Origin of the sequence: Vagococcus carniphilus, assembly GCF_014397115.1 — a bacterium.
GTDB classification, from domain to species: domain Bacteria; phylum Bacillota; class Bacilli; order Lactobacillales; family Vagococcaceae; genus Vagococcus; species Vagococcus carniphilus.
On record NZ_CP060720.1, the window covers coordinates 2,960,534 to 2,982,590 of the forward strand.

Sequence of the window (22,057 nt, forward strand, 5' to 3'; positions counted from 1 at the left end):
AATGAAAAAATCTTGGATATACGATTGTTTATGGCTAGTTACTTTAGCGGTTATCTTAGTTGCTTTACGATTTTATATTTTTTCTCCTATCAAGGTACAAGGTGAATCCATGATGCCTAATCTAATTGATGGAGAAAAAGCAATAGCTTTAAAAGTTGGAGATATTGAACGTTTTGATATTGTTCCTTTAAAAGCACCAGATGATCCCTCTCTTTATTACGTAAAACGCGTCATCGGACTTCCTGGAGATACTATTTCTTACAAAGACGATATGCTTTATGTTAACGAAAAACCTTTAAAAGAAGATTATCTTAACCAATACAAACAAGATTGGCAAAATGCCGGTAATATTGAACCTTTAACACCAGATTTCACTCTAGAAGAAATGACAGGTCAAGCAACAGTTCCTGCAAACACTTATTTTGTTTTAGGTGATAATCGTCAAGTGTCAAAAGATAGCCGTGTTAAAGAAGTCGGCTTTATCCCAGAAAAAAATATTATTGGAAAAGCTAAAGTTTCTTTCTGGCCTCCAAGTCAGTGGGGAAAAATTGAATAATCAAAAAGAAAGTTCAGCTAATTAAAAAGCTGAACTTTCTTTTTGATAAAACCACTATGGTGTCTTCAACATCTTTTGTTGTAACGATTAAGCATCAGCATCGTCATTTACTTGTTTCATAAAACTCCGTAAATTTTTTCTAAAATTTGAATAGGTAACTTCTTCCATATAAAAGACCTCCTCTTATCTTTCTTCAATTATGCTGTAAAATAAATAGTACAAGTTTTAAAGTAAGAGTTCTTTTATTTTTTTTATAAAAATCAAGTCAGATTTCAAAAGTCTTAATAATAAATATTTTTATCAATAAAAACAGGTTGATCACAACTTGATTCAGTAGGAACAATGAAATTTAAAAGTGAGGATTCATAAAGATTAGCCTTACCTATTCCTGATGTAGTAAACCTATCACCATCAAATAATCTGCCATTTAACGTATAATGAATTTTATTAGAATCAGTTAAACAATATTGCAGTGAACCTGAAAACACTTGATTGTTTGGTATATATATAGCATATAAAATCTGTTTAATTGCTCTAAAATTTTGGCTTGAAGTTGTTAGAGTATAAAAATATATTTTTCCTAAATCAGTCAGATAATCACTCGATCCTGTTGCCTTTTCAGGTGTTCCACTAATAATTCTAAATTGATTTTCTATTTCAGGTCCTTGATTTTTTCCTTCTATCTTTTCTTTATTTGGAAATAATTTTAATTCCGCTTCTCTGAAGGTAATATTTTCTTTCATAGATAGGTCTTGAATTATTTCTGATTGATTCATTGATTTACCCAAAGAAGGTTCATAGCTCTTTATAATTGATTTTCCATCAGCAACACAACCAAACACAAGAAAAACACTCGATAACAATAAAGTTAACATTATTCTTTTTTTCATCTTTTTATCCCTGTCCTTTAAGAATGAACTCCATTAAATTTATCCTAAAATTTATGAGCATCTAATAATATCTTTAGTTTATATCTGTTAGCTAAATGGTGCAATATCATGTCATATTTTTAATAAAAAAAGTCCCCAGACTATTTCTGAGAACTTTCCTTTATTTATCTATTTTAATCTTCTTCATATTCCAGGATATCTCCTGGCTGACAATTCAACGCCTTACAGATTGCTTCTAGTGTTGAAAAACGAACTGCTGCTGCTTTACCTGTTTTTAATTTAGATAAATTCACATTCGTCACACCAACCTCATCTGCCAACTCCTTAAGAGATATTTTTCTGTCAGCCATCACTCTGTCTAGCCTAACAACAATTGCCATCTCAATCAACTCCCCCTTATACAGCATCATCAGAAAACTGTTGTAATTCTAAACCATAATTGATAACCTCTGACACACAATAAAGAATTGCTCCTACTACAAAACTAACTCCTATATCAAACCTCATATAGTAACCATTTGTCATGAGGTATGACAAAATAATTGAGTACATCAACGATGGTGCTAACCCTAAAATCATTAATACGATACTTATTCTTGATATCAATTTTTTATTATCTTTGGAAAACGGTGTTTGATTTTGAACGAGAGATTTAAAAAATCGACTTCCTTTAAAAAATACGATTGTATAAGTAATTCCAACTGGTACATTAACTAATAAACCTGCGAGCAATAAATCTTCTTTTACCGGAGAGTTTAAAGTCGCTTTAAATAAGCCAAAACCACTTACAGGGACATTAATTGAAAATGAGTGATCTTGAAAAAAATACATGACTAGCAATAAACCTGTCATAAAAGTATACATCGCACTTCCTAATAAAAGAAACACCTCTTTCATCTTTATTCAATAATTAATTATCGTTTATCATTAATTATTATCCGATTAATGATAAGTAGGTAATTAAGCGTGACTAAACAATGGTAACTTCATTTCACCTAATTTTGATTCTTCTACCCCTAAAATAAATAGAGCATCATCATCAATTGGGATAATTTCTTCTTTCTTTTGCAAACCTTCTACCTCTTTTAATTGGAAGTGACAAATGATAGTTTCTATTACCTCAAGAGGTAAGTAACTTAGTATTTCTTGAAACGAAACATCTTTAGTCATTAGTACATCATAGAGATGTAACTCTTTTTCTTCTATTTCAAATGTTAGAAATACATCTAATTCTGAAATATAATACAAGCACTCACTAAAAACTGTTGAAAAATAAAACAATGATAATGACACGTTCTCTTTATCATATGTTGTTAGATGATTCGTTGAGCGTCTTTTAACGCGGTTTTCTAACTCCTCTCTTTGCTTTTGGAAATCACATATTTCAATTCCTATCTTTCTATTTTTCACTTGACTCGCATCAATTGAAACACTTAATTCATCCACTCGTTTGAAGCCAAATTTAGGATAGAATTCTAATACCGTTTCATTGGCAAAAAGATAGATAAAATCAACTTTTTGTTGGTAATCTTCAATAATTGCTTCCATTAATTTTCTAGATAAGCCCTGTCCTTGGTACTCTTTTTTAGTCATAACTGTTCCGATTTGAATCACCTGATATTGTTGTTCGTTAATAACTAGTTCACTTTTTGTAATCGAAGCATTAGCAATCACCTCGTTGTCTTTAATAAAGGCATAAGGAATGTAGTTTTCCTGCCAGTAGCCTAATTCGTACCATCTCTCAAAACTTATACCGAAAGTCTCCATAGCTAATTCATTGAAACTCTTTCTAAGTTGCTCTATCTCTTTTATGTTGTGGCTCATTTGATAATGACTCATTTCTGTCTTCTCCTTCTTTTTTCTAATTTTATTTTTTTATTCTTATTTCACTGGACTCACCTCCCAAAGAACGCAAAAAAGCAGCTTTCTAAAAAATTAGAAAACTGCGATATCTTTAAACGTTACTCTGCTTTTATTATCGCTTGAAACCATCACTAAATAATCTTCAGCTACTTGCTGAAAAAAAGAGTTAATGATTCCTTATTTAATTGGTTAAGGAATTAACCAGCGATAATAAGTTTTAGCATAAAATAAACGCTCCGTTCTATTGAGATGTGACTTTATTCTAGCATATTCTTTTTCTCTTTCAAACTAATTCAGTTGCTTCTTACAGATAATCCATTTGACGAGCATAATCCAAATACAGTGCCGTGAATTTCGTGTCGCTTTTTGCTTGCCACGGTTTTGGTTTACCACAAAAATGAAGAATAGCTGTATTCTCCATTAGCCAGTGTAGGTCATATTTTCCAACACTTCTTGTTAAATAGCTAATATATTTTCTAGCGTCATAATTCCAAATCTCATCTGGAATCTCTTTGATATAATGCCCATATAAATGGTTTAAAACATCTTGATCTGGTAAGAGTAATAAACTTGCATATTTCTCAATTGTTTCACCAATGTCTTTTAAATTTATTTTATCTCTTGCCACATCTAAATCTATTAACATCACACCAGAATTATAATAATTATGATCCGTATTTAGTCTTAAATTATTTAAACCTGTCGTGATATTAGTTACTCCGGTATGCGTAGCAGCTGCTAATAAACTTCCTTCTAAATCCATTTGCCATAAAGGAAGTAAGGAGTTAATCACTAATAAATCCGGGTCTAAATACAATACGCGATGTAAATCTTTAGGTAGTATATCCCCACAAAGAAGTCTAAAATACATCTCTTTAGGATACCTTTCCACTGTTGGAGCACCTTCAAAAAAATCATCTTCTATTTTTATGGCCTCTAAATCCCACTTGAACTTCCCTAATAATTTTCTTAAAGGAGCCAGTTGTTTTTCCGTTATCTTCTCATGAATTAACCAGACAACAACCTTGTGTTTTTGATGATGTTGATACATAGAATAAAGCATAACTTCTAATGGTTTTAAATAATTTTCATCAACAGTTACTAAAATATGCATTTCATTATTCTTCATAACACTTCTCCTTTTTCATTTAATACCTACTTTTATTCTAACAAAAAAAGAGGTTAAAACAATTCTTTTTCAAGTTTGTTTTAACCTCTTTAGCTATTATTTGACAACAAAAACTGGGCAAGTCGCATATTCAACAACATATTTGGCTGTTGAACCAACTAATAAGTTAGCAATAACTTTCTTTGCCGTAGCACCCAAAATGATTAAATCAATCTGATGTTCTTTAGGAAGCCACTTAGATAGATACTTTTTAGGATCTCCCGTTGCAACAATAGGGGTCACTGTATGAACACCTAAAGTTTTTGCTTCTGCTTCTTTTTTTGAAACTTTTCGATCATAAATCAACTGTTCTCTATCTGACATATCTTTATGAGCTGGATTTCTTTCCATCTCTGTATTAATCCAAGCAATAAACAAATCTGCTTCATGGTCTTTTGCCATCTCAACTGCTTCATAAAAAGCTTTGTCTGACTCCTTTGTTCCATCAATACCAACCAAAATCTTCTTATACCTACTTTTCATTTCACCTGAACCTCCATTTTATCATTGAAATCCAAATAAACTGTGTAACAGATTGTTTATTTATTCATGTTTTTAACTTTAATTAACCGTGTAATATTAGATCGTTCATTTTCCTCTAACTTCATTTTGATAAACTTAATCGTTTCTTCTAGTTGAGGAATCGTCAAAGAATCTAGTGCATTTACTCGACGTCTTGTTTTTTCAATTTCATCTGACATTAACTGACAAGCTTTTTCTTGTTCTGTTAGTTTAAGTAAATCTGGCAATACTTGAATTAATTTATTGATTGCTTCATCCAACTCTTCGTTTGAATTTAAATACCCGTAATTCAAAGAGTTTGTGTCAAGGGACTCGTCATATGAAAACATCATACTTGGAATATCTACACTTAAAACATTCTTTAAGACAATATCTAATTCAACTTCTTCAGCTGGTATGGCAAATATCTCTTCAATAAAAGCTTCATGAATTGTTGCATTTGCTAACATGACAGCTTGCATTGAATCGACTAATTCAGCTTCTACTTTATCCCTCAACTCATTTGTTTCTTTTGCTAAAAGAATGAAGCGACGCATTAATTCGTCTTGCTTATCTTTTAATAATTTGTATCCTTTAGTAGCAGTTGATAAACGACTATTTAATTTCGTTAATTCCATACGTGTTGGATTGACGTTTAACCTCACCATGTTATCTCACTACCTTTCAGGAAGAAATTCATCTAGCATATCATCTTTAATTCTTTTTAGTTCTGTTCTTGGTAACATAGATAGTAATTCCCAAGATAATTCTAACGTTTCTTCAATGTTTCGATTCGTTGTAAATCCTTGGTTCACGTATTTAAACTCAAATTCTTCCGCAAATTTAGCATAGATTAAATCTTCTTCAGAAAGAGCTGACTCACCTAAAACAACGGCTAATTCTTTTGCTTGTTTTCCTTGAGCGTAAGCTGCAAAGAGCTGATTCATTGTTGCGGCATGGTCTTTTCTTGTTTTACCTTCTCCAGTTCCTTTATCTTTCAAACGAGACAATGAAGGGAGAACATCGATTGGTGGTTGGATACCACTTTTATCTAATTCACGAGATAAAATAATTTGGCCTTCTGTAATATAGCCCGTCAAATCAGGAATTGGATGAGTTTTATCGTCTTCGGGCATCGTTAAAATAGGAATCTGTGTCACAGAACCATTCAATCCTGTAATACGACCTGCGCGCTCATACAACGTAGAAAGGTTGGTATAAAGATAACCTGGGTAACCACGTCTTCCTGGTACTTCACGTCTTGCGGCTGATACTTCTCGCAACGCTTCACAGTAGTTAGTCATATCAGTCATAATAACTAACACGTGCATCCCTTTTTCATAGGCTAAATATTCTGCTGTTGTTAATGCCATTTTTGGTGTCGCAATTCGTTCAATCGCCGGATCATTAGCTAGATTGACAAACATCACAGAACGGTCAATCGCGCCTGTTTTCTTGAAGTCATTCATGAAATAATCAGCTTCTTCAAAAGTAATCCCAATAGCTGCAAAGACCACAGCGAATTTTTCATCGCTATTTAAAACACTAGCTTGTCTAGCAATTTGAGCAGCAAGCTCTTTATGAGGAAGTCCTGAACCAGAAAATATTGGTAGTTTTTGACCTCTTACTAGCGTATTTAGGTGATCAATAGATGAAATACCTGTTTGGATAAACTCATCTGGATAATCTCTTGCCATTGGATTAATCGCTTCACCATTAACATCTAAGTGAGATTCTGCTAATATTTTGGCTCCACCATCTTTAGGGTTACCTAGTCCATCAAAAACACGACCTAACATACCTTCTGAAACACCTAAAGTTAACGAGTTTCCTAAAAATCGAACTTTTGAATCTCTAATATTAATATTACTTGTTCCTTCAAATAACTGAACTAACGCTTTGTCTTCTGTAATTTCTAAGACTTGCCCACGACGTAATTCACCGTTTTGCATTTTGATTTCAACTAATTCATCAAATTTAACATCTGTTACTTTATCAACAAGCATTAATGGACCGACTGCCTCTTTAATCGTTTTGTATTCTTTACGCATGATTATCTTCTCCTCCTTCCTCTAATAATTGTTGAATCACTTGTTTCAACTCTTCTTTAATATCATCAATTTTTTCAATCTCAGACTCTGGTAAGTATTTCATTCTAGCTACTAAATCTCTTGTTTCTTTTGTACTTGTCATTAGTTCTTTAAAGTAAGCACCTAAACTAAGGGCCCTATTACCTTCTACACCAAAAGAAAGAATCGTATCTAGCATTTTAAATTGTTTTTCTCTTGAACTGAATGTATCTACTTCATCAAAAGCATTTTGTTGTAAGTAGTCTTCACGAATTGATTTAGCTACTTCTAACGTTAATTTGTCTTTATCAGATAATGTATCTAATCCCACTAAGCGAACGATTTCTTCTAGTTTAGATTCTTCTTGTAAAATACGCATTGCTTCTTTTACCAAGCTTGACCAATCTTTATTTAAAAGATCATCCATCTTACTTCCCATTTCCTCAAGATATAAAGAGTAAGAAGACAGCCAGTTGATAGAAGGGAAGTGACGCTTTTGAGCTAATGTTGAGTCTAAGCCCCAGAATACTTTCACAATTCGTAAGGTATTTTGAGTAACTGGCTCTGAAGTATCTCCTCCTGGAGGTGATACGGCACCAATTGCTGTAATACTTCCTTCACGTCGGTTAGTTCCTAAAGTAACAACCTTACCAGCTCGTTCGTAATATTCTGCTAAACGGCTTCCTAGATAAGCTGGATAACCCTCGTCTCCTGGCATCTCTTCTAAACGACCACTCATTTCTCTTAAAGCCTCTGCCCAACGAGAGGTTGAATCTGCCATAATTGCAACAGAGTAACCCATATCTCTAAAGTACTCTGCAATTGTAATTCCTGTATAAATAGACGCTTCACGAGCGGCCACTGGCATATTAGAGGTATTGGCAATTAAAATCGTTCTAGCCATTAAAGATTCACCTGTGTTTGGGTCGATTAACTCAGGGAATTCGTTAATAACATCAGTCATTTCATTACCACGTTCACCACATCCAACATAAACAACAATGTCCACGTCACTCCATTTAGCAATCTGATGCTGAACCACTGTTTTTCCAGCGCCAAAAGGTCCAGGAACAGCTGCTGCTCCACCTTTTGCTACTGGGAAGAACGTATCAATAACTCGTTGTCCAGTAATTAAAGGATCTGTTGGGTAAACTTTTTCTGAAATCGGACGTGCTCTTCTTACTGGCCATTTTTGTAGCATCGTTAATTCTTTTAGACCACTATCTGTTTCAATCACACAAACTGTTTCATCAATAGTAAAATCACCAGATTTAATTTCTTTTACGACACCTGCTACTTGATGAGGTACCATGATTTTATGACTAACAGAAGCTGTCTCTTCAACACTACCAATAAAATCTCCCGTTGTTAGTTTATCTCCTACTTCAACTAAAGGAGTAAATGCCCAACTTTTTTCCCGGTTTAAAGCAGGAATGTGAACACCTCTTTTTAAATAATTGCTTTGAGTTGTCTCTTGGAATGTTTTTAAAGGACGTTGAATTCCATCAAACATTTGAGACATAACTCCTGGCCCAAGTTCTACAACAAGAGGTTCTTTCGTTGTCACAACCGGTTCACCAGGCCCGATGCCTGATGTTTCTTCATATACTTGGATAGATGCTACGTCTTCACGCATCTCGATGATTTCACCTACTAATTGGTTATCACCTACATGACATATATCTTGAATGTTTGCATCTGACATGCCACTAGCAAGAACTAAAGGACCAGATACTTTAACAATTTTTCCACTATTCAATATGCTCTTCCTTTCTAATTCTTGTTACGTCTTACAAAATGTCTTGTCCTACCGCTTTTTCTACATACTCTTTGATTTTTCCTTTTCCATAACCATTGCTTCCTAAATGGGTTGGAATACTAATCAACGCAGGTTTTACTTTACTTTCATAATGACTCACCACTTCAGGCATTTCTAACAGTAAGGTATCACTTACATAAATGACACCGTAATTTTTTTGAGCCATTTCATCTATTGCTTTTCTTGCTTCTACTTTTGTTTCTGCATAAACCACATCAAATCCAACTAATTTAAAAGCAATCACAGATTCTTTATGACCAACAACACCAATTTTATAACTCATTGTTTTCACGAATCCTTTCTCTTATTGCTTTTTCTGAGAAATGATTCTTTTTCCCAGCTAAAATTAATTGAATGTTTTTAATCTCGATGTCTTTTGCATTTAATAAAGACAGTAAAGGCAAGGGACCAAATGCTTGTGTATTAGCTAAGTTATAGAGATTGGTTAAGAAATTATCTCTTTCTTTAGCTAATAAAAGAAGGCTCATCTCGCCTGTTTCTTTGTTGACTAGAGAAGAAATAACTTCATGATAATCACTACTACTCAAAAATGAAATAAAATCAGCAGCGGTTTGATTAGCAAAACCAGCTAATTGTTTTTTATCGAATGAACCAAAGCTAGATAACGTTGTTAATAAAAAGTTTGGTGTTCTTTTTTGCTTAATCCCACGAAAAACCATGGATATATTCGTCAAATCAATAAAGGCAATCACTTCTCTGGTTAACTCTGGATAATTTAATTTATCAGCAGCCTGACGTTGATGTCTCAAGTAGTAGCGGTCATAAATGACATCAATCCCTCGAATATCTTGGTACTCTTCTAGATATGCTTTAACATCTAAAATACTATCCATCAAAAGCCCTTTAACAGAAGTTGACGTTCCGTTTTTCACAGCACTTTTTATCGTTGCTAATGAATATTGCCCGTCATCAACAAAATACTGATCCAACTCTTGATTGCTATAATAAGCTTTGGTAATTAGTTTTAAATTATGATACGTATATCGCATGGTATAGATATCGATGACTTCTTTTTCTGGCGCTACTTCATACATTTTTTTAAATAATCGATGTTGCTCTTCTCTTAAATAATAATCAAAATTCATCAGAAAATCTGCTTCATCAATAAATGAGTCGTATTTCGTATTTCGCAGTAATTCTTTCGCTTCATCGAAACTGTCACTGAGTAACATTTTATTCAGGTGTTCTGATTTTAATAGATTACTCTCTTCCATTCGAACCATTGTATTAATTTGGTTATAGAGCATGTCTTTCATTAGATCACCTCATTTTTAAATAAATTAGAAACAATCTCGTATTCCTTTTCTTCACTTATTTGATCTAAAATACTTGAGTAGAGATAGTTATATTCAATCCCATCTTGAGATAAGATAAATCCACCATCATTTGGAATTATTTCTGAAGAAAGGACATAAGTCACAGTCATCTCATTTTGATTAGCTAATTGATCTAGCCACTCTTGAGTAATAGCTTCTTGACTAATTTCTCCAACTAAAACGTCTACTTGTCCACTCAAATCATTCGTGATAAAAATTGGGCTAATAAAAGATTGTAACTCTTCTTTTGACAATGCTTTTAATCTTGCCGCCATTTTATCAGTTACTTTTCTTAAATAAGCTTGTTTTTCTAACATCATACTTTGATTTTTTTCTAATTCAATTCGTTGTATTTTCTTTTCATACGTCTCTTTTATCGCAGCTTGTTGTTTTTGATAACGATCTTGTTTATCTGTTTCAAGCTTCGTCATTTTTTGCTCGAAGTCTTCATTTAACACATGACTTTCTTTAGCAAAATAAGTATCATTTTCAGTTTTCCCTTGATTTAGGATATACTGAATCATTTCTTCCTTTGATTGTTCTTGATTTTTCATCACTTATTCCTACTTTCTTAGTTTTGTAAAATCAACATTAAAGAAATAACAAACCCAAGAATTGCGTACGTTTCAACCATTGCAGCATAGATAATTCCTTTTGTTGCATGTTCTGGTTTTTTAGCAAGAATTTGAATCCCTGCAGCTGCTACACGACCTTGAGCAATTCCTGAAGAAAGACCTGTAAAAGCAATTGGAAGTGACGCACCTAACATAGCTAACCCATCAACCATTCCCATATCTGGTGAAATCTTACCTAAGATAAAGAAGGCAATAACGAAACCATATAAACCTTGTGTTCCTGGTAGTAATTGAAGAATCAAAGCTTGACCGAATTTTTCTGGTTGCTCAGTTGTTAAAATAGCCGCAGCCTCACCAGTCATTCCTACACCTTTTGCTGAACCAATTCCTGAAAAAATAGTTGCAATCGCCATTCCTAAAATAGCAAAAACAATCCCACCGTTATTCTCTATTAAATACGTAAACATAAATATTTCCTCCTAAATTTTCTATTTATCTACTTTAAAATCAATGTGTTTCTCTTTTGGTTTGAACGGTGAAAATTTCCGTCCGCCACCTTGAAAGAACTTACCAAAATATTCAACATACTGTAATCTTGCCCCATGGACATACGCACTCAGCAAGCTTAAAAAGATATTTAAGGCATGAAGTACGATAATTAGCGCTATACCTACTGTAAATTTGGCTACTGGTGGCATAAAGCCTACTAGCATATTAAAGGCTCCTGCAATACTCCCACCTGAAATACCTAGTGCCATTAAACGAGTGTAACTAACCAAGTCTCCGATGTATCCTGTGATACCGTAAAAAGAATACACACCTTGAGCTAACCCTTTACCTTTTGACTTGTTTGTTATCATTGGGACTAAAATAATTAGCACACTTGAAATAACAAATAAAATCAAACCGGCATTTTTTAAGCCTTCATTCTTTAGTACAATATTCCCTAAAACAAGTAGCACGACTCCAATTAAAATCCCTTGCCAAGCGAATGATTCACTGACACTTTTCAAGTAATCTTTTTTCTTCACCAATTGAATACCGTTAATTAAAAGTCCCACTAGCAGTTGAATCATCCCGAAACAAACGGAAAGAATCAAAATGCTGTTCATATCTTCTGTTGGTGACAAAACATGAAACGGAAGTGATACCCCAAAGAACGAACCATAAATTAAGCCCCAAATCATAACAGGAACAGATAATATTTTGAATAAACTAATAAAATTTCTAACGCCTCGTCTTAAAGTCTTTTTCTTACTTAAAAGCAGAGTTCCAACAAGCATCAACAAGCCGTAACCTACATCTGCTACCATCATTCCAAAGAACACCATATAAAATGGGGTTAGAAGTGGGGTTGGATCAAGCTCACCATATTTAGGCAAACTATACATTTCTGTTAGTGATTCAAATGGTTTCACTAATTTATTATTCTTTAAAGCTGTTGGGACATCTTCTGTTTGCGTTGTTTCATCAAATGTCATTAAAACAGGTAATTCACTTGTTAGCTGAGTTCTCACATTTTTTTCAAAACTTTCTGCTCTGTCGCTTTCAATCCAACCACGAATAACGGTTAAATCTTTGTACTCTGCAAGCATCTCTTTGACATGGATTCGGTCAATTTCCGCCAATACTGATTCTTCTGCCATCTTTAACGGATTAACCATTTGATGTTGCGTACTAACCTGTTTGATAATCTCTTCTTTTTCTTTTTTTAATGTAACTAATCTAGTTTCTAACGATTCAAATACTTCTTTAGGTGCCTGATCATAAGCATAATCCACTACGTTCAAGCCATAAGTTGATACTAACTCTTTCATCAGCTCTTCATCTTTTTCTAAAAAGACAATGAAAGCATATTGTCTGGACTGACTTTCATAGACGACTTCAAAAAGTGTCGAAAACTCTTCTACTTTTTCTAACAACGTTTCTTTAACGGTTAAAGAAAAATCTATTAAAACAGATCGAAGGTATTTAGAATCCTTTGTTTCGTTCGGATTAATAGTTAAATATTGCCATTGTCTTAAATTTTCTATCTCTACTCTGATTTCATCTATCTCATCTGTAATAGCTTTTTCTTTCTTTTGCCAGTTATTAACTTGATTCAATAAATCTTGAATCGTCTCAAAATCAAGTTCTTTTTCAAATTCTGAAAATGTCTGAGTTTCATTTAACAGCTCAGGTGCTTTAGAAATATGGATAGATAAATAGTTAAGCGCCTTTTGAATACGACTTTGTAACTGATTTAATTCCTCTTCTTTTTGTCTGTTTGCATCAAGATTAATCACATCAAATCGCTTTGTTTGGTACTGGTTATTCAATTCAGTCACACTATCAACCATTTCAATGTTTTGAAGGTCTTGCATAATGCGTAGGATTTTCTCTTCTTCACATTTAGGTGAAATAATCGTTACTTTTTCCATTTTAGAAATGGCCATAAATTGTTTCAACCTCCTTCAACAATGTGTCAACAACAGAATCTTCATTGGCTTCAAAAGATTTAGCTAACTGGGCAGATGTTTCTTGTTTCCACCTTTGACTTTCTTTCATACAGTCATCTAGTAGCTTTTGTTGCTTGTCTTCATAAGCTTTTAGTTCATCAGAAAGTTCTTGTTGCAATTCTTTTTCTCTATTCTTTAATGCTTCAAGATTTTTACTCTTTATTTGCTTTAATTGATTTTCTAAATCTGTTCTTTCTTGTTCAATCACTTTTTCAGTTGACATAATTTCAAAAATAACATCTTTCAAAAATAACTCTCCCCTCTTTTGAACAACGACTCTTATTCATTGATGATTAATTAAAAAAAGATATCAAAAAAGGCGTATTCTTTTAAAGAACACGCCTTGTCATTTGGACGTACTCAAGCATGTTTTTCTCGCCCTAGAAAAACATACCTTGAAAGCCTACGCCCAACCGTTTATATATTCACTTTTTAACAATCTCAGCAATAAGTATAGCATATTTGAAAATCAATTTGAAATAATATCATTATTTTTTTGCAGAAAACAAGTTACTTCCTATTTAAATAAATTATTTTTCAAGAGCTAATAAATATTTCTTTCGCTCTAAGCCGCCACCATATCCACCAAGTTCTCCGTTTGTTTTTATCACCCGATGACAAGGAATAATGATAGCTAACTGATTCGCTCCATTAGCATTTCCCACAGCTCTTACTTTGTTTTTATTCCCTAATTTTTCTGCGATATCTTTATAACTCCACACTTCTCCTTTTGGTATCTCTTCTAGTATCTGCCAGACTTTTTTCTGAAAAGGAGTACCCATTCTAAATAACGGGACATCAAATGTTGTTCTTTCTTTTTTAAAATACTCACCTAATTGTTGTTCTAGTAACTCATTCGTTTTATTTTGTCCTGGAATAATACGAGCATTTAATTTTAATCGAAGTCGCTCAATTTCTCGCTCAAGCCCTCTGCGATCCGCAAATTCAAGCAAATAAATATACTCTTCATCTGAAATACTCATCATTTGGCCAATCGGTGTTGAAATGAAATTGGCATTCAAAACCTTAATAGCTGTTTTCTTAGCGGGATTTCCCATAATTTTAGTAAAAGCATCATTGAACCCACTAGCTGATTCATAACCAGTCGCCACTTGTTGGTCAATGACTTTACCTCCATTTTCAATTTCTTTAAAAGCTAAACCCATCCTCCGTGATCTCGCATATTGAACAAAAGTCATCCCGTAAACAGTTTTAAACTTTCTTCTTGCAGTTGCTGAATGTAAACCTAGTTCTCTAAAGTCACTTTCTTGCCATCTCTTTTCTGGATGTTCTTCGACTGCTGTGACTAATTGTTTTACTTCCTCTGGGATATCGTGTGGAAAAGACATGGGATGACAAATTTTACAGGGTCTAAAACCTGCTAAAAGAGCTTCTTCTGCAGTCAGATAAAATTGGCAATTCTCAAATTTAGGTTTTCTTGCTGTGCAAGTCGGGTGGCAAAAAATACCCGTTGTTTTGATTCCAGCGAAAAAAATCCCGTCATAAGTTGAGTCTTTTTTGACTAGCGCTTCGTAATATTCTTGTTTTTGTTCCATGGATATAGTCATTTCCATCAACTCCTTAATACTTATTTTACTGATAGTATATAAAGTTTTACAGACGCTTGCTTTCGAAAAATGAACAAGTATATTTTTATCTTATTCTATCATCTTCAAATCAGAAGATAAAAAAAGACGACGTAGATTTTTTCTACACCGTCTCTTATATAACTAATTTTTTCTTTTTAAAAGTGTAGACGTGACATCATATAAAATATCTCGTTCTTCACAGGCTGGTAATTTTTGGATACCAGCTAATGCTTTATCTGTAAATCTTTCTGCAATCGCTTCTGCTCTTTCAAGACCTTTTGTTTCAACGATTAACTCTTGAACTTCTTTGATATCTTTATCACTCAACTCTGTTCTTTTTTCCAAATAAGGAACAAATGCATCATGATTTTTTTCCATTGCTAAAATCAAAGGTAAGGTATAATAACCATTTTTCATATCCTCAAACACTGGTTTTTGCATATCTGTTTCAGTTGATTTGTAATCCAGTACATCATCCATAATTTGAAAAGCCATTCCTATGTTGTAACCAACACGCTTAGCTGTTAATTGTAACCTTTTAGAACAACCTGCAAAATGTGCTCCTTCATAACAAGCAAACTCAAATAATTGAGCTGTCTTTCCTTTAATATGTTGGAAGTACTGTTTCATTGTAATTTCTGTGTTGTACCGCAAGTTCATCTGGTCAAGTTCCCCAACCAAGATTCGTTTCATACTGTGAGCATTCATTTCAATTGTTTTAAAATCCTTTGTTGAAGTGGATAGCAAGTGAAAATAAACCGTAAACAAGAAGTCCCCTGTATAAACAGCAATATCTTGTCCGTAACTTGCTTGAATTGAAGGTAATGAACGTCTCATGGGTGAATCATCAATAATATCATCATGAATTAAAGTTGCTACATGTAAAATTTCTAGAGAAGCAGCCATTCGGTGGGCTTTTTTTTCAGAAACCTCTTCTCCAAATTTTGAGAATAACAAAAAATAAGCGGGGCGTAGCAACTTGCCGCCTGCTTCAAAAAATAATTGCAAAGCTTGTGTGATGTCTTTGTTTCTGATTTTCACAGATTTCTCCATCACTTTTTTAGTTTCTATTAAATCTTGCCTTATGTCAGGGTATTTTTCCCAAAGTGGATGTACTGCCATTATTGGCCTCCTACTAAAATAATCATAGCTTAAATTTAGCCTATTAACGAATAACTGTCAATTTCAAATCATTGAAAATTCCTACTATAACAGTATAATAAACACTGAGACAAATGTGAAGGGATGTTTAATCAGTGACTTTTAAAATTTTTGCAGAATTAGTCGAATTAAAGGCTAAAACAGCTAGTATTTTTCCCTTTTTAATGGGATTTCTTTATTCATGGTATCATTACCAACAAATTTATTGGGGAAATATGCTTTTATTCTTTATTTCCATGGTCCTATTCAACATGGCAGTGGATATTATGGACAACTACATGGATTATCACAACGCCACAGATGTACATGATTACAAGCATGAAACTAATATTATTGGAAGAGAAAACTTATCTCTTTCATTGATTCGAAATATGATGTGGAGCTTTATTATTACTTCTGCATTAATGGGTGTTTATTTAGCTTCTCAAACAAGTTGGGTTATTCTTTTTCTAGGTATGTTTAGCTACGCTATGGGTATTTTTTATTCCGCTGGTCCAAAGCCGCTTTCTAGTCTTCCAGTTGGTGAAATTACATCTGGTTTAACTATGGGAATTGTTATTCCATTGATTTGTGTGTATCTCAACATTTATGACCTAGTTCCTTTTGACGCTTCACTCATTTGGCAAGTTGGACTCATGTCACTACCTGCTGCTTTTTCTATTGCGAATCTAATGCTTGCTAACAACACTTGCGACTTAGAAGAAGACGTCCTAAATAATCGACATACCCTTGTTTATTATATTGGTAAAAAAAGAGCTGTGCGTTTATTTCAAATTTTAGTTGTTGCTTCTTTTGTAGCAGCTACTCTAAGTGTCATTTTTAAAATTGTGCCATTAACCCTATTACTTCTTTGGGGACTTTTTCCAAAAATCTGGAAAAACACACAACTCTACAGTAAAGAACAAATTAAAACGAAAACATTTCCACTTGCTATTAAAAATTTAGCCTTAATTGTGATGGTTCAAGTGATTCTATTTGCTTTAGGCGTTGTATTTCATTTATAAAAATTAAAGGTTGACTTGTATGTCAGCCTTTTTATTATATACTTAAGGAAAACCATCTAAAAAGGGTACCTTAAAATGAACAAAAAGAAAGATCGCTTAGACGAATACATCAAATATGAAATGTCTGGAAAAGGAAAACTTCTCCTTATTGTCATCTTATTTTTCCTGTGGCTAACTTTTTCTCACAACCTATTTGTCATGCTTATATTTTTTGGCGCCACAATCATCATTTCTATTTTATTAACTATCTACGAACTTATTTTCTATCATGATATTTACAAAGAATAATACAAAAAAAGGCACCTGTTGTATCAGGTACCTTCATCATTACTAATAATTTTTCACGTAAGTATCAATCATCTCTAAATAGCGATTCTTTTCTTCCTCTGTTATCCATGACACTTCAAATGAATTTTTAGCTAGTTGAACTACTTGTTCTTGGCTCATATCGTATTTAGTCGCTAAGGCAAATAAATCATCTGAAATATAGCTTTGGAAATAGGCTGGATCATCTGAATTCACTGTTACTTTAACACCTTGATCTAGTAACTCAATGATTTCTTTTCCTTTCATATCATCCACAACAAAACCATTTGAGACAGGACAGCTTGTTAAACCAATGCCATGTTCCTTCACGTAATCAACTAATTTTTGATCTTCCACAATATTTGTTCCATGATCAATTCGGTCAACTTTAATATCCTCAATGACTTGTCTGATATGCTCGATTGAATTTTCTTGATCAATATCACAATGCATCGTTAATTTTAAACCTGCCGCACGAGCCTTCTCAAAAACGTGTGCAAATTTACTAGGTGGATTTCCTTTTTCATCTGAATCTAACCCCACTCCAATAAATTTATCTTTATAAGGTAAAGCTTCTTCTAATGTCTTCTCAGCAGATTCAGCACTCATATCTCGTAAGAAACACATAATTAATTCTGAAGTAATTCCTAATTCTTCACTCTCTGAAATAGCACGATGGTAACCATTAACAACCGTTTCAAAGGATACACCACGTGTTGTATGTGCTTGAGGATCAAAGAAAAGTTCAGCATGTTTGATTCCTTGTTCTTTAGCATTTCTCAAATAAGCCATGGCTAATTCGTAAAAATCCTCTTCTTCTTGAAGTACATTCATTGCTGGGTAATAAATATTTAAAAATGATGGTAAAGAATCAAATTGATAAGAAGCTTTAATTTCTTCAATCGTTTCTTGACCAATATCCACTTTATTTTTTTGAGCTAATTTTAACTTTAAATCAGGTTCTAGTGTTCCTTCTAAATGTAAATGTAGTTCAGCTTTTGGTAATCCCTTAATAAAATCTAACGATATGTTTTTTGACACATTGTTCTCCCCATTCATCACTTATTTAAGAACAATATATCATTTTTATATTTAAATTCAAGATATTTAACTTAAAATACGAATTAAAATGTTTTTTATTATAAATATCATTCGTTTATTCTGTCCGAACGTTCGGATTACTTTAATTTTTACTGATTAGTGCTAATTTATATTTTTGTCCTTTTACTGTTCTTTTTTTAGATATCCTCTTCATATAAAAATATCTACTTTATAATAAAGTGACAGAGGAGTGAATAGGATGGTTTTAAGAATGGTTGAAACGTTTATCGTAGGATTACTAGGTGGCATTATCGCTAAAAAAATAAAAATACCAGCCCCTTTTATGACTGGTAGTATGCTTGCTGTCGCTTTATTTTCTGTTTTAACTGAGCAAACTCTTATGCCTAGTACGTTCAAGATAATTGCACAAATTGTTAGTGGAGCCTATATTGGACAACAAGTTAGTAAAGCTGACCTACTAAACTTACCTAAAATAGGGAAATCTATTCTCTTTTTGATGTTACTTTTTACTTTCAATATGTTTGCTATGGGATTTGTTTTTCATCATTTTTTTCAAATGGATTTAGTGACTGCCCTACTTAGTTGTATGCCTGGTGGGATTATGGATGTCTCACTTATCAGTATTGATATGGGAGCAGAATCAGAAATAGTCGCAACAATGCAGCTTTCTCGTCTTGTCGGAATTCTTCTAATTTTACCAGTCTGGATTAATTTTTTATTAAAACATTTTGGAGACGAACAGAAAGAAACTTCTTCCAATACGTCTCCAAAAAAATTAGAAAAAACGTTACCCATTGGTACAAATCGACACTTGTCAAATGACCTACTTATTTTAATTGTTTCAGGTATTGGTGGGGCAATTGGTATTTATCTAGGAATTCCTGTTGGCGCTTTAATCTTTTCACTTATTTTCTCTTGTCTTTTAAAATTAACTAAAAACACCGCTCAACTTAATAGCAATATTCGATATCTTGCCCAAATTCTTGCTGGATCAATTATAGGAAGCACTTTTACTCGACATAGTATGACTCAAATTCATCAACTGATTGTCCCAGCAACTTTATTACTATTTAGTTATCTTTTTATTAATGTCTTATTTGGTGTCATTATTTATAAGAGAGGTATTCTTGATTTAAAATCAGCTTTGTTTGCGTCTTCTCCTGCTGGTGCAACAGACATCTCATTGATTGCTGGCGAATTAGGAGGAGATATGCCAAAAATTGCAGCTATCCAAATCAGTCGAACCATTTATACAATTGTTGTCCTTCCGACTTTGGTGCAGTGGTTTATCCAGTAATAAAATATTCGTCATTTAAAAATTAATCAATTTTCAATAATTTCTTTATTATTTTTTCTAAAAAATTATGCCAAAGGATTGTTCCGATTAAAACAAGCATAATAAATCTAAAATACCAAGCGTAATCAATATCAAATAACTCATTTCCTTCAAAAAAATTAAATCCTATATCGATTGCTAACCATACAAGAATCAACCCTACTAGATTGTTCCAATTTTCCCAAGCTATGCCCTTTTTAACATAATTATCTTTCTTATTAACTAAATGAATATCTTCTCTCATCAATTCATCTAAAGATATCTCAAAGAAATCGCTTAATTGGATGAGTTGATGTAAGTCAGGATAGCTTTTTCCTGTTTCCCATTTTGAAACCAAAGGACGACTCACAAATAACTTCTTAGCTAAGTCTTCTTGTGTCATATTTTTATTCACTCGATTTTCCTTTATCATCTCACCTATTTTCATTGTAACCACCCCTTTAATTAATCATACCTTATCCGTTTAAAAATAAGCCCTTTTCATCTAAAAAAAGTGTGATACAATTCGTTACAGCTTGATTTAATACGGTTTGCCAAACGCTAGTTTATCATCTCATTTTTTAATTTTTTATTTTTCTTAATAATTCCTTTATAAAAATTTCTTATTTTATCCTAATTTCATCACAATTTATACACATCTATGTTCTATTATATAAGCATACCAACAAAACAACCCTAACAAACTTTTTCATTTTATTTACTCCTCCAAAGTAAATAAAACAACTCCTTTTTAAAGCGATCAGTCGATGACTGGTCGTTTTTTTTTGATTTAAAGGCATCATGGTATAATTAGATACAATATTTATTTCAATAAAATAAAAAGGATACTTTTAAAATGGAAAATACTTTTAAACTAGATACTGGTGATAACCTTTTTCTATCACCCCATATAACTAGTCAAACTATTATTGATTTAGTTCAAAAATTAAGTAAAAATGAACTTGATTTTATCGTTTTGGAACCAAAGACGCCTATTAAAAACAGCCTCTATATTCAAATAATTTACGGGTTTTCTGTAGAATTACGCCTTGTTTTACCTAATGACGAGATACGACACTATTCTTATGAAACTGAAAATATGAATGAAGTCATCACTATTTTTCTTAATTATTTTGAAAAGAAAGAAATACCCAATTTAGACACATGGGAAGATATATCTGATTCATTTCGTCCAAATCTATTTTCAACTATTTTCTCTAAATTAAGAAGTTCAAAAAAGAAAAGGAGATGATTTGAATGAATAAATCTTATTTTTTCTCACTTATAAGTTGTTCTCTCTTTATTTTAGGCTGGATCTGTTGGATTCCAAATCTATTCTTTTACAACCCTAATGATCCGCCTATATTCATATTCTTTACGCCAATTATTGGTGCTATCGGTATTTTCTTTGCTTCAAAAATAGAGTCTACAAAAATGAAATACTTCCTGTTTTTTCTCAATCTAACAGTCACCTTTAGTATTGGTCTAATTTTTTTCTTGGGAACACTTTTTTTTCGGACCTTAATCATTCTCAATAGATATTATTTCTGCCCTCATCTTTTCGAACTAGTGTAATAATACCGTGAATTGTTAACCCTAGGATAAGAAAAACTAGCAAGCCTATTGCCACTAAAATAGTCCACATTTGCCAAGTTTCTGGTTTTTTTAAGACAACTAATAGCAATGAAACCATCATTCCTACAAATAGCGAAACAGCATAAAATAAACCAATAGCCGTATCGTATTTATTAATTGGCATCTCCATTTTTTCTACTTCCTTATCAATCATCTTTTGGTCATCTCCTATTTTACTACTTTGCTCTTTTCGAACTAGCTGATCAAGATTAGCTCCTAATACTGCTGATAACTTTTCTATAGTTGGTCTATCAGGAACTGTTACATTTCTCTCCCAATTAGAAACAGCTTGTCTTGTTACATGTAATTCTTTTGCCAAGTCATCTTGTGTTAACTTTTTTTCTTTTCTCTTTTGCGATATCAAGTTACCTGCGTCTTCACTCATTTGCTGACCTCCTCACTCAATCATGACAGATTATTTTTACATTTTACAGCAATTATCTTCTTAATTGCGCAATTATTTAGCAATCTAAAAAAAGTTTTTATTTTGTCACGACTTTGTCACAGCATTTTGTTAAGGTATGACTATAACAACTTTAGTTGTTTTCATTATTATTTGCTCCTAATGAGTAAATATACTTTTCCTTTTTTTAGACTAGTCTTGGGGTGACTAGTCTTTTTTTATTTATTATAAATCTTTCATGAAAAGGAATGCCAGTCCCTGTAAAAGGTTCATGAATATTTTGATACAATTTTGATATCATGCTAT

Annotated in this window: 25 protein-coding genes, 1 pseudogene and 1 other annotated feature; of the genes and pseudogenes, 5 read left to right on the top strand and 21 right to left on the bottom strand. The window is 32.7% G+C overall.

Features of this window, described 5'->3' with window-relative positions; translation table 11 throughout:
- Nucleotide 1: 1 nt before the first annotated feature.
- Complete coding sequence (gene lepB, locus H9L18_RS14415) at nucleotides 2–556, top strand: signal peptidase I (RefSeq protein WP_126794508.1); 555 nt, start codon at nucleotides 2–4, stop codon at nucleotides 554–556.
- Between the two features lie 31 nt (nucleotides 557–587).
- Here lepB and H9L18_RS14420 read toward each other — a convergent pair.
- The 18 genes and pseudogenes from H9L18_RS14420 to H9L18_RS14505 all read right to left on the bottom strand — a co-directional run.
- Nucleotides 588–724: pseudogene (locus H9L18_RS14420) on the bottom strand (type II toxin-antitoxin system Phd/YefM family antitoxin); the annotation flags it as partial.
- Nucleotides 725–837: 113 nt separating this feature from the next.
- Entirely contained in the window at nucleotides 838–1,446 is a 609-nt protein-coding gene (locus H9L18_RS14425) for a hypothetical protein (protein ID WP_126794511.1), read from the bottom strand.
- A 173-nt stretch (nucleotides 1,447–1,619) separates the two neighbouring features.
- Nucleotides 1,620–1,826 carry a helix-turn-helix domain-containing protein gene (locus H9L18_RS14430; protein ID WP_126794514.1) on the bottom strand — a complete coding sequence of 69 codons (207 nt, stop codon included), beginning with the start codon at nucleotides 1,824–1,826 and terminating at the stop codon, nucleotides 1,620–1,622.
- A 16-nt stretch (nucleotides 1,827–1,842) separates the two neighbouring features.
- The gene (locus H9L18_RS14435; protein ID WP_126794518.1) at nucleotides 1,843–2,334 is read right to left on the bottom strand and encodes a hypothetical protein; all 492 of its coding nucleotides are present in this window, start codon (nucleotides 2,332–2,334) and stop codon (nucleotides 1,843–1,845) included.
- Nucleotides 2,335–2,406: 72 nt separating this feature from the next.
- Nucleotides 2,407–3,285, bottom strand: a complete 879-nt coding sequence (locus H9L18_RS14440; RefSeq protein ID WP_126794521.1) for a GNAT family N-acetyltransferase — start codon at nucleotides 3,283–3,285, stop codon at nucleotides 2,407–2,409.
- 328 nt (nucleotides 3,286–3,613) lie between these two features.
- A complete protein-coding gene (locus H9L18_RS14445; protein WP_126794523.1) occupies nucleotides 3,614–4,438 on the bottom strand; it encodes a glycosyltransferase family 8 protein in 825 nt (274 codons plus the stop codon).
- Between the two features lie 96 nt (nucleotides 4,439–4,534).
- A complete protein-coding gene (locus H9L18_RS14450) occupies nucleotides 4,535–4,960 on the bottom strand; it encodes a universal stress protein (RefSeq protein WP_126794526.1) in 426 nt (141 codons plus the stop codon).
- Nucleotides 4,961–5,016: 56 nt separating this feature from the next.
- Nucleotides 5,017–5,646: a V-type ATP synthase subunit D gene (locus tag H9L18_RS14455; protein WP_126794529.1), complete on the bottom strand. Its 630-nt coding sequence runs from the start codon at nucleotides 5,644–5,646 to the stop codon at nucleotides 5,017–5,019.
- A gap of 9 nt (nucleotides 5,647–5,655) precedes the next feature.
- Nucleotides 5,656–7,029, bottom strand: coding sequence for a V-type ATP synthase subunit B (locus H9L18_RS14460; RefSeq protein WP_126794532.1), 1,374 nt, complete (start codon nucleotides 7,027–7,029; stop codon nucleotides 5,656–5,658).
- On the bottom strand, nucleotides 7,022–8,806 hold the full coding sequence (locus H9L18_RS14465; protein ID WP_126794536.1) for a V-type ATP synthase subunit A: 1,785 nt from the start codon (nucleotides 8,804–8,806) through the stop codon (nucleotides 7,022–7,024). The genes H9L18_RS14460 and H9L18_RS14465 overlap by 8 nt, the downstream gene beginning before the upstream one ends.
- Nucleotides 8,807–8,837: 31 nt before the next feature.
- The gene (locus H9L18_RS14470; protein ID WP_126794677.1) at nucleotides 8,838–9,149 is read right to left on the bottom strand and encodes a V-type ATP synthase subunit F; all 312 of its coding nucleotides are present in this window, start codon (nucleotides 9,147–9,149) and stop codon (nucleotides 8,838–8,840) included.
- The gene (locus H9L18_RS14475; protein ID WP_126794538.1) at nucleotides 9,139–10,143 is read right to left on the bottom strand and encodes a V-type ATPase subunit; all 1,005 of its coding nucleotides are present in this window, start codon (nucleotides 10,141–10,143) and stop codon (nucleotides 9,139–9,141) included. Before H9L18_RS14475 ends, H9L18_RS14470 begins: the two co-directional genes overlap by 11 nt.
- The gene (locus H9L18_RS14480; protein WP_126794541.1) at nucleotides 10,143–10,757 is read right to left on the bottom strand and encodes a hypothetical protein; all 615 of its coding nucleotides are present in this window, start codon (nucleotides 10,755–10,757) and stop codon (nucleotides 10,143–10,145) included. Before H9L18_RS14480 ends, H9L18_RS14475 begins: the two co-directional genes overlap by 1 nt.
- Nucleotides 10,758–10,774: 17 nt before the next feature.
- The gene (locus tag H9L18_RS14485) at nucleotides 10,775–11,245 is read right to left on the bottom strand and encodes a V-type ATP synthase subunit K (protein WP_126794543.1); all 471 of its coding nucleotides are present in this window, start codon (nucleotides 11,243–11,245) and stop codon (nucleotides 10,775–10,777) included.
- Between the two features lie 21 nt (nucleotides 11,246–11,266).
- Nucleotides 11,267–13,213 (bottom strand): V-type ATP synthase subunit I, encoded by a 1,947-nt coding sequence (locus tag H9L18_RS14490; protein WP_126794546.1) that lies wholly within the window; start codon nucleotides 13,211–13,213, stop codon nucleotides 11,267–11,269.
- On the bottom strand, nucleotides 13,200–13,523 hold the full coding sequence (locus H9L18_RS14495; protein ID WP_126794550.1) for a hypothetical protein: 324 nt from the start codon (nucleotides 13,521–13,523) through the stop codon (nucleotides 13,200–13,202). The genes H9L18_RS14490 and H9L18_RS14495 overlap by 14 nt, the downstream gene beginning before the upstream one ends.
- 122 nt (nucleotides 13,524–13,645) lie before the next feature.
- Nucleotides 13,646–13,691, bottom strand: a sequence feature (sodium ion sensor (DUF1646 type); this cis-regulatory element may regulate processes involved in with the transportation of sodium ions).
- 115 nt (nucleotides 13,692–13,806) lie between these two features.
- Complete coding sequence (locus H9L18_RS14500; protein WP_126794554.1) at nucleotides 13,807–14,844, bottom strand: bifunctional transcriptional activator/DNA repair enzyme AdaA; 1,038 nt, start codon at nucleotides 14,842–14,844, stop codon at nucleotides 13,807–13,809.
- Between the two features lie 162 nt (nucleotides 14,845–15,006).
- Nucleotides 15,007–15,987, bottom strand: a complete 981-nt coding sequence (locus H9L18_RS14505; protein ID WP_126794557.1) for a polyprenyl synthetase family protein — start codon at nucleotides 15,985–15,987, stop codon at nucleotides 15,007–15,009.
- 134 nt (nucleotides 15,988–16,121) lie between these two features.
- Here H9L18_RS14505 and H9L18_RS14510 point away from each other — a divergent pair, with 134 nt between their 5' ends.
- Entirely contained in the window at nucleotides 16,122–17,030 is a 909-nt protein-coding gene (locus H9L18_RS14510) for a prenyltransferase (RefSeq protein WP_126794560.1), read from the top strand.
- Nucleotides 17,031–17,105: 75 nt separating this feature from the next.
- Nucleotides 17,106–17,318, top strand: a complete 213-nt coding sequence (locus tag H9L18_RS14515) for a hypothetical protein (RefSeq protein WP_126794563.1) — start codon at nucleotides 17,106–17,108, stop codon at nucleotides 17,316–17,318.
- Nucleotides 17,319–17,360: 42 nt separating this feature from the next.
- Here the strand turns inward: H9L18_RS14515 and H9L18_RS14520 are convergent, their stop codons facing one another.
- Nucleotides 17,361–18,377, bottom strand: a complete 1,017-nt coding sequence (locus H9L18_RS14520) for an adenosine deaminase (protein WP_126794566.1) — start codon at nucleotides 18,375–18,377, stop codon at nucleotides 17,361–17,363.
- Between the two features lie 259 nt (nucleotides 18,378–18,636).
- Here H9L18_RS14520 and H9L18_RS14525 point away from each other — a divergent pair, with 259 nt between their 5' ends.
- Complete coding sequence (locus H9L18_RS14525) at nucleotides 18,637–19,695, top strand: AbrB family transcriptional regulator (RefSeq protein ID WP_126794569.1); 1,059 nt, start codon at nucleotides 18,637–18,639, stop codon at nucleotides 19,693–19,695.
- Between the two features lie 22 nt (nucleotides 19,696–19,717).
- Here the strand turns inward: H9L18_RS14525 and H9L18_RS14530 are convergent, their stop codons facing one another.
- A complete protein-coding gene (locus tag H9L18_RS14530) occupies nucleotides 19,718–20,161 on the bottom strand; it encodes a helix-turn-helix domain-containing protein (RefSeq protein WP_126794571.1) in 444 nt (147 codons plus the stop codon).
- Between the two features lie 408 nt (nucleotides 20,162–20,569).
- Between H9L18_RS14530 and H9L18_RS14535 the strand changes: the two genes are divergently transcribed.
- Nucleotides 20,570–20,965, top strand: a complete 396-nt coding sequence (locus H9L18_RS14535; protein WP_126794574.1) for a hypothetical protein — start codon at nucleotides 20,570–20,572, stop codon at nucleotides 20,963–20,965.
- A 279-nt stretch (nucleotides 20,966–21,244) separates the two neighbouring features.
- Here the strand turns inward: H9L18_RS14535 and H9L18_RS14540 are convergent, their stop codons facing one another.
- The gene (locus tag H9L18_RS14540; RefSeq protein WP_126794577.1) at nucleotides 21,245–21,733 is read right to left on the bottom strand and encodes a helix-turn-helix transcriptional regulator; all 489 of its coding nucleotides are present in this window, start codon (nucleotides 21,731–21,733) and stop codon (nucleotides 21,245–21,247) included.
- Nucleotides 21,734–22,057: the final 324 nt, after the last annotated feature.